At 50.2% G+C, this 8277-nt stretch carries 1 protein-coding gene and 1 pseudogene; both read left to right on the forward strand.

Annotated features, from left to right (window positions below; translation table 11 throughout):
• Window positions 1-26: 26 nt before the first annotated feature.
• Window positions 27-5747: a hypothetical protein gene (locus tag ACO0LD_RS22265; protein WP_423010357.1), complete on the forward strand. Its 5721-nt coding sequence runs from the start codon at window positions 27-29 to the stop codon at window positions 5745-5747.
• Window positions 5748-6288: 541 nt separating this feature from the next.
• A pseudogene (locus ACO0LD_RS22270) lies at window positions 6289-8277 on the forward strand (hypothetical protein); the annotation flags it as partial.

Consider the following 8277-nt stretch of genomic DNA (forward strand, 5'->3'; position numbering starts at 1 on the left):
AACGACTATCAGATCAGGAGTGCAGAATGGACAGCAATCAGGCGTTGTTAAATAAATTATCTCTGGGAGATTACTCCCTCGATCGCCATGGCGATCGCAAGGACGATTATTTGCCACCAGAAGAGGCAATTGAGTCCAATACCCGCATCGATGTGAAAGGTATTCGTGAAGCCATTGCGCGGGTAGAAGCAGAAGCCAGAGCCACCGTAGCAGCAGAAACCAGATTCAAAGCTGAATCGCAAGCAAGAATATTGGCAGAAACCAGGGCGCAGGCAGAAGCAGAATCAGCCGAGCTGGCCCAGCGCAAACTGGCACTGGAACAAGAAGCCGTTGCCGGTACACAGGCAAAATTGATGGCTGAACGCCAGTCGCGTGCTGCCAGTGAGGCCAGAATCGCCGCCACAGCCGAAGAAACCAGGAATCTGCAAGAACGCACACTGATAGAGTCACGGGCCCGTGAACAATCAGAACAACGCGCCAAACTCGAACAACAAGCCATAGAAAAAGCCGAGCACCAGTTCAAGGCAGAGTCAGAACTGGCATCGCAAGCCCATGCCGAAGCAGAAAAACTCGCAACGCAAACTGCCAATGCCCGCAACTGGGCAGCAGAACGCTTTGCCGCATCACAATCCGCCCGTCAACAGGCAGAAGAACGCGCCCGTGCCGATGCACGTATCACTGAACTGGCACGCGAACGCGAAAAACGCGACCGCGAAGCCCGTGAAACGGCAGAAATGCTGGCCAAAGTGCGTAGCGAATCCCTGCAAATCAGCAAAGAACGCGACCAGGCAGAAGCCATGGCGCTGGAATATGCCATCAACCGCGCGCCGGTAGAACTGCGCGCCCGTGAAGATGCATTGGCGCGCGTTGCTCTTGAGCAAGGGCAAGAAGCAATTGCCCAGGCCAGGATGGAGTCTGAAAGAAAGGCAGCAGAAGCCATACAATTGCGCATGCAGTCAGAAGAAGACTTGCGTATTGCCGCCAACAAACGAGAACAGGCAGAAAAAATTGCTGCTGCGACAGCGCAGGCCCGTCGCGAAGCAGAAGACAAAATCCGCATGGTGACCGAGTCACGCATACGCGCAGAGCGCGAACTGCAATCGACAGCCATGACGCGTATAGAAAACGAACAGCAAGCCGACATGCAAGCCCGGGCAAGACAAGGTGCTGAAGCAGCATTGGCAGAAGAAGCCCGTCAACGCCGTCTGGCTGAGCAAGAAGCTGCCGACAATGCCCGTCAGCGTGTCGTTGAAGAGCAACGTGCTGCCAAATTGGCTAAAGAGCGCCTGGAAATCGAAAAACAGGCAGTACAAGATGCCCGCGAAAAAGCCGATTCTGAACAACAAGCCTTAAGCGCCAGCGCCTTCCAGGCTGAGTTGCTGAAACGCGCCAACCTGGCAGCCGCAGACAAAGCCAAAAAAGCCCAGGAATTGATGGTCGCTGAAAAAATGCGCGCTGCTGCTGAGCAAAAAGCCGCCGCTGCATTGCAGGAAAAATTGACTGCCGAACGCAAGATGACAGAAGAAGCCGAAGCTTTAGCAAAAGCTGAATCGTCTCACGCTGAACTTTTGCGCATGCAAGAGCAGGCAGAGCATGCACGTCGCATAGCACAGGAATCTGAATGTGTGGCAGAAAAACTGAGCCTGGAAAAAACCATGGAACAGGTGGAATTGCAGCAAAAAATGGCCGCAGCCGCTGCCAGAAAAAATCAAGATGCCAGCGAACTTCTGCGCGTCCAACAGCAACGCACTAATGATGAGGTGAAAGCGATGGAACTTCAGGAAGAAAAACTACAGACAGAACGTCGCCGTGCCAATGCAGTGCAACAGGTGCTGAAGGCGACACAGGAAAAACTGCAACTCGAACAAGCTGCCCAGCAAGAAGCAGAAGCCAGATTGCGCGCAGAAGAACAGTCCAAGGCAATAGCCGTCGCCAGGGAACAAGCTGAGCGCGAAGAGAGACTGGCGCTGGAAGCCACACTCGACGCAGAAAAAACTACTCTTGAACAAACAGAGTTGCAAAAAGATGCGCAATGCAAGGCAGCCAAGGTCGCTTTGCTGATTAGCCATCAAGCCACAGAAATGGCACGCGCAGAGCAAATGCATCTGGAGGCAGAAAAGCAGGCAGCCAGGGCCGCGCAAGACAAACTGGAAGCAGAAAAATCAGCTGCCGAGCAAGTCATCGCTCGCGCTCATGCTGATCGTGAGCATACTAATGTCTTGAATGCACGCCAGCAACAAGAGGTAGAAGCCCGTGCAGCACGTCAGGCCATGATCGCAGCGGAGCAAGTACGTCTGCAAAAAATGCAGGAACATGCAGATCTGCAAAAGCAGTCTGCAGTATTGGCACAAACCAAGGCAGTTGAAGCCGAAGAATTGGGTAAAACTTTGCGTTTGCGTGCAGAGTCCGAGCAAAAAGCCCTGAACCTGGTCCAGCAAAAACTGGAAGCAGAAAAACGCCTGACAGTAGAATTGCAAGCCAAGGCAGCAGTAGAACAAGAGCAACGCGACCAGCATCTGGCCCGTTTGCAATCTGAGCAAGCTTTGCGCGTTGCCATGGAAAGCAAGGTCGCTGAAGAGAAAAAACTGCTGGAACAAAACAATCAACAAGCCAAGGCTGAACAGCAAGCAGCAACTGCTGCAGCAGCTCGTGTAAAAGCCGCAACCCAGTTGGTACAGCTTGAACAGGGAAAAGCAAAGTCCCAACAACAGGTAGCCCAGGCGCTGGAAGAGCAAGCCAGACTGGAAAAACAAAAAGCTGAAGCTGCTGAGCTGGAAGCAAAAGCAGCAGCAGAGAAACTGGCAGCAGAAAAAATTGCTACAGAAGCCGCCACTTCCAGAGCCAAAGCAGAACAGCAATTTGCTCAGGCCGCAGCCGTCAGGGCCAGGGCAGAGCAAGAAGCTAACGAATTGACGGCCGCCAAGCTGCAAGCTGAACAAGCATTGCAAATCCAGGCACAAGCCTATGCTGCCAGCCAACACAAAGCGCATGAGCTGGTCGTTGAAAAGAATAAAAAAGTTGCTGAGCTTGACGCTGTCTTGCAACAACGTCTGGCGGATGATCAGGCTTTGCTGGATACCACAGCAGCCAAATTGCAAGCTGAAACAGAGGTACATCAAGACGTACAAAGTCGCTTGTCCAGCGAAACCGAAGCACAGCAATTTGCCGAAGCCCGCGCTCGTGCAGAAAAAATCATCCGCGCAGCAACTGAAGCAACGCTGGCATCAGAAAAAGCCTTGTTCCAGGAACTGGCTGCCCATGCCGATGCACAAAGCCTGATGGCTGAATTGCTGGCACAGCGTCTGCAACAAGAGCAAGAATTGCTGGCTGCGCAACAACAACGCGTCGCCGCTGAGCAAGCTGTATTAGCCAGTCTGACTGCCAAGCAACAGGCCGAACTGGCAGCCACAGCAGAAGCGGAAGCGCGCCTGGTAGCAGAACAAGCGCAGTATAAATTGATCGCAGAGCGCCAGGCTACCGAGGCACAAGCACGTGAACTGGCAGAAAAGTTCAATGAAACCGAAAAACAATGGCTGGCACAAGCTGCTCAAGAAGCACTGATCAAACGCCAGGCAGCCGTCGCACTTGAAGAGAAAACCGCCTTGTTGCTGGAATTGAGCCGCGCCAGCCAGGAAAAAATCGCCGTTGAACAGCAAATCAGCGCGGAACTGAAAACCAAGCTGGAACAAGAAGAATCCGCAGAAATCACCCTGCAAGCCAAGCTGTCCATAGAACGTGAATTTGCAGAAGCGGCAAGCGAACGTGCCTATAAAGAACAAGAAGCACTGGAAGCTACGTTGCGCCTTGCCAATGCAGAACAAGCTTTGTTGGCCCGTTCTGCAGAACATGCAGAAGCACAGCGACTGGCAGCAGAAGCGACAGAAACCAGATTGCGCGAAGCAGAAGCTCTGACGATGACTGAAAACCAGCGCGCCTCCAGCGAACTTGAAGCATTGAGCCTGGTGCAACAAAAATTGGCTACTGAACAAAAAGCAGCGCAGGAAGCTGAACAACGCAAACTGGCTGAGCAAGAATACCTGAGCCTGTGCGAAATCCGCGCCAATGCAGAGCAAGATGCGAATGTCGCCATCCAGGCAAGACTGCAAAGCGAAAAAGAAGCAACTGAACTCGCCAATGCACTGGCAATATCTGAGCAGCAAGCCACTGAAGCAGTTCAGGCTCGTGCTGAAGAATTGTTTACTCTGCAACAGGCAGAACAACAACGTGCAGAACTGGCACAGCGCGAAATCATCACCATCCAGCAGCAAAAGCAGATGGAGATGGATAGTCTGCAAATGACACAGGACGCCTTGCGCCTCATTGAAGAAAAAATGGAAGCCGAGCGTCTGGTCATTACAGCCACCGAAGAACGCGTACGTCTGGAATCAGAACTGGCAGAGCAAAGCAAACAGCGCGCAGAACAACTGTTGATCGCCAACGCACTGGAACAAGAAAAACTGTCGCTGGAGCGTGAAATTGCAGAAACCACAGCCCTGCAAATAGCCGCTGATGAACAAGCACTGCCAGAACTGCGCGCCAAATTACTGGAAGAAAGCCAGCTTGAAACCCTGGAAGCACAGCGACTGGAAAAAGAACAAGCCCTGGCCGTAGCTATTGCCGCACGTGTTGAAGAAGAAAACACGCTGCTGGCCCACGCAGCGCAGGCATTGGCAGCAGAGGCAGAACTCAAGATCGAATTTGCAGCCAAGCTTCAAGTAGCTGAAACACAAAGACTGGAAAAAGAGCAAGCTCTGGCCGCAAGCCTTGCTACACGTATGGAAAAAGAAAATGCTTTGTTCAAGCAAGCTGAACAGGCATTGGCAGTAGAGGCCGTGTTGCAGGCTGAGTTGACATCCAAACTGGAAGCTACTGAAGCACAACGCTTGCAAAAAGAGCAGGCGCTCAATGCGGCTATCGCAAAACGCACGCAAGAGCAAAGTGCACTGCAAGCTAAGCTGGAAGAACAATTGTCACTGGAAGCTGTATTGCAAGAAGAACTGCAACAGCAACTGATCGCGGTTGAAACGCAAACTCAGCAAAAACAACAAGCACTGGCAGACGCTGCAGCAAAACGCATTTCTGATGAAAAAGCCTTGCAAGCACAGCTGGAAAAACAAACTGCCGACGAAGCAGAACTGCAAGCCATGTTACAACAACGCGCAGAGCAACAAGCTGCAGCCCAGGCTTTCATTGAGCAAGCTTTGGCATCTGCCAGAGAATGGCAAGAACAAAACAGACTGCACATACAGCAACAGCAAGAAGAATTGCAAGCTGAGGCAGAAATGGCAAAACAAACTTTGGAAGCTGAGCATCAGGAAGCAGAACAACTGGCTCAAGCCCTGATCACCAAACTGCTGACCAATAGACAAACATCAGAAGAATGGCGCCAGCAGGTTGAGCAAATGCTGGCAGCAGCACCGATCACAGTGGCTTACGATGCGACAGTCGCTCAAGACGAGGTACAAAAACGCTTCCGCTTGCGCCCATCTGTCATTGCTGGTTTGTTATTGTGTGCTGGTATTGCAGGTTTTGCTGGCTTCAATAGTTTTGCCTTGAATGGCACAGCCGCTTCCCGTGCAGTCAGCCAAAAGACAGCTGCGGTGGAACAAGTAGCGCCACTGCAAAAAGTGGATACCGGTTTGCACATGACTTATGAGTTGGCTATTCCTGCTGATACTGCGCCTGTTCAGGCGGAAGAGGGGAGCAAGACGGCAGCAACACAACTGGCTTTGGCGGGTATTCGCTAAGAGGACGTTTGTATGTAAGTTGGATAGACACTAAAAAATATGCCGCGCAAAGATTTGCGCGGCTTTTTTATTTTTTGCTATACCGACCTTGCATAATATCAATCCAAACTTCAATTTGTATATCAAAACGGTAGGTTAAATGCTTGTAATTTACATAGATGAAGTAACAGTATTTTACAATAAATGCATTCTTATAATATAATCCGGGCATTTTTATTACTCTAGGCCAATTAAATGGTCGAAACAATAACGTTTGTCAAATGTTAACTAATTTTGGCGAATAATGCATTGGTTGCAACGAGATTGCGTCTTTTACTTAAAAAAACGGTGATAAATGACGCGGGTACATGGTTGCAAGTAAAAGTCCGGTTTAGTCCAAACCTTCCTCCATTTGTCGCTTGCTGCGCTATGTATTTCTGAGCAGTTTATCTAGGAGATACAGGCTTTTCTGTATGTCCTCACCAAGAAGTCATTCATTTTAAAAACAATGAGCCTATTGCGCCTGCCAATGGTGAGTAACGCTCTGATGGAGTTATCCAATATGAAGTCTATGCAGTCATTTTCTTCGCGCCTGTCAGCATTGCTGATGCTGGTGTTCACCTTTAGTTCCTGGCCTGCCCATGCAGAAATTGTTGCAGCCAGGATTGTTTATAACTGGAGAGTACCATTCAGAACATTAGATGCGGCAGGCGCCCAGCGATATGCAGATAGTATCGAAAATGGCAAGTATGCTGATTATTATATTTATCTTGGTGTGCGTGGGAGAACTGAGCCTCAGACCCTGAACGGAGAGCCTCTGTCATATTCTGTATGGGTCATGCCTACGCAAAAGGCTGTTGATGAATTGCACATCCCCCCAGTGGAGCAAGAATGGCAAGCTATTTCTACCACTCCTGTTTGTCCATATGGTTTTGATTTATTGCAATACTCTGGGACCGGCAATATAAATGGCCCGGATTTTTACGCTATATGCTATAAGCCAGAACCTTGCGAGGCTTGCGAGGATAAGAAAGCCAATCCTGTCTCAGTTTCAACCGGGGCCAAGACAGAATCAGCACTTGATTATCAAGGTGCCCCTGGTCTTGAATTTATTCGTCACTACAAGAGCAATCGTCAGGGTTGGTCTAATAATTTCGCAGTATCGGGGCTTGATATAGGTGGTGCCGGATCTTTCTCTGCAACACGGGGGCTATACGCACAACTGCCTTGCGTGAATGGTATAGATAGGCAGTTTAAAGAGTCATACTGTTTTTCGCAGATATCACCCGCATTTGGCAAGGTGACTGGCACGGCCATGAATGAGTTTGTGCTAAGGCGTGGGCATAGTCGCTTGAATGTATTCGGCAATTCAAGCAATTTGAATCCACCTGCAAATATTAATGATCGTGTTAGCAAAGTACAGGATTCCGGTGGCAATGTTACAGGCTGGTCTGTATATAACGCCAGCAATGATTCGACTGAATATTTTGATTTGAGCGGCAAATTGATCAAGGTAGTCGAACGTACTGGCACACAAAAAATATTGACTTACTCTGATGCAAGTACGCCAATGTCAATTGCCCCCAAAGCTGGTTTGCTCATACGCGTAACCAACCATTTTGGTCAGCAACTCAATTTTACCTATGACCTTCAAGGTCGTATGTCAACCATGAAAGATCCTGCTGGTGCTGTGACCAATTATGCCTACGATGAAGCTAGTTCTATATTGGCTCTGGGCGCACCTTTGTCCGGCAACCTCACTTCCGTGACTTACCCGGACAATAAAAAACGCATCTACTGGTATAACGAACAGGACAAGACTGGTGGCGCGAACCTGCCTTTTGCTTTGACTGGCATCACGGATGAAAACGGTGTGCGCTTCGCTACCTGGACTTATGACAATCTTGGCCGCGCCATCAGTTCGGAACATGCTGGCGGTGTCGAGAAATACACCTTCAGTGGCTATGAAGATTATCCAGGCCCCACTTTTGTTGATCCATTGGGTGTCAGTACCATGTTCGGCTACACCACTATATTAAATCAGTTGCAGCTCAATCTTGAGAAGCGCACTGCCGGGGCATTAGTTTCCTATAAGGAAAAGACATTTGATGCTAACGGCAATTTATCTATATCTCCTGATTTCAGAGGCGAACGCACCAAATACACTTATAACCCCCGGAACCTGGAAACTGAGCGCATCGAAGCCTGGGGACGGGATGAATCCCAAACCACAACCACGTCCTGGCACGCCAATTACCGCATCCCGGTCCAGGTCAACACCCCCTTGCTCAAAACAAGCTACACCCACGACACCCAAGGCAACGTTCTCACTAAAACAGAACAAGCCACCAGCGACACCAATGGCAGCCTGGGTGCCAGTGCCCCGGTTGTCGGCAACGCCCGAACCTGGACCTACACCTACAACACCATAGGTCAAGTGTTGACCGTCACCGGCCCCCGTACCGACGTCGTCGATAAAACCACCTACACCTACGACAACCTCGGTAACCTTAGTACGGTGACGAATGCCGCTGGTCACGTCACGACTTTG

Source organism: Undibacterium sp. Ji83W (genome assembly GCF_049340385.1).
Taxonomy (GTDB): Bacteria; Pseudomonadota; Gammaproteobacteria; order Burkholderiales; family Burkholderiaceae_D; genus Undibacterium.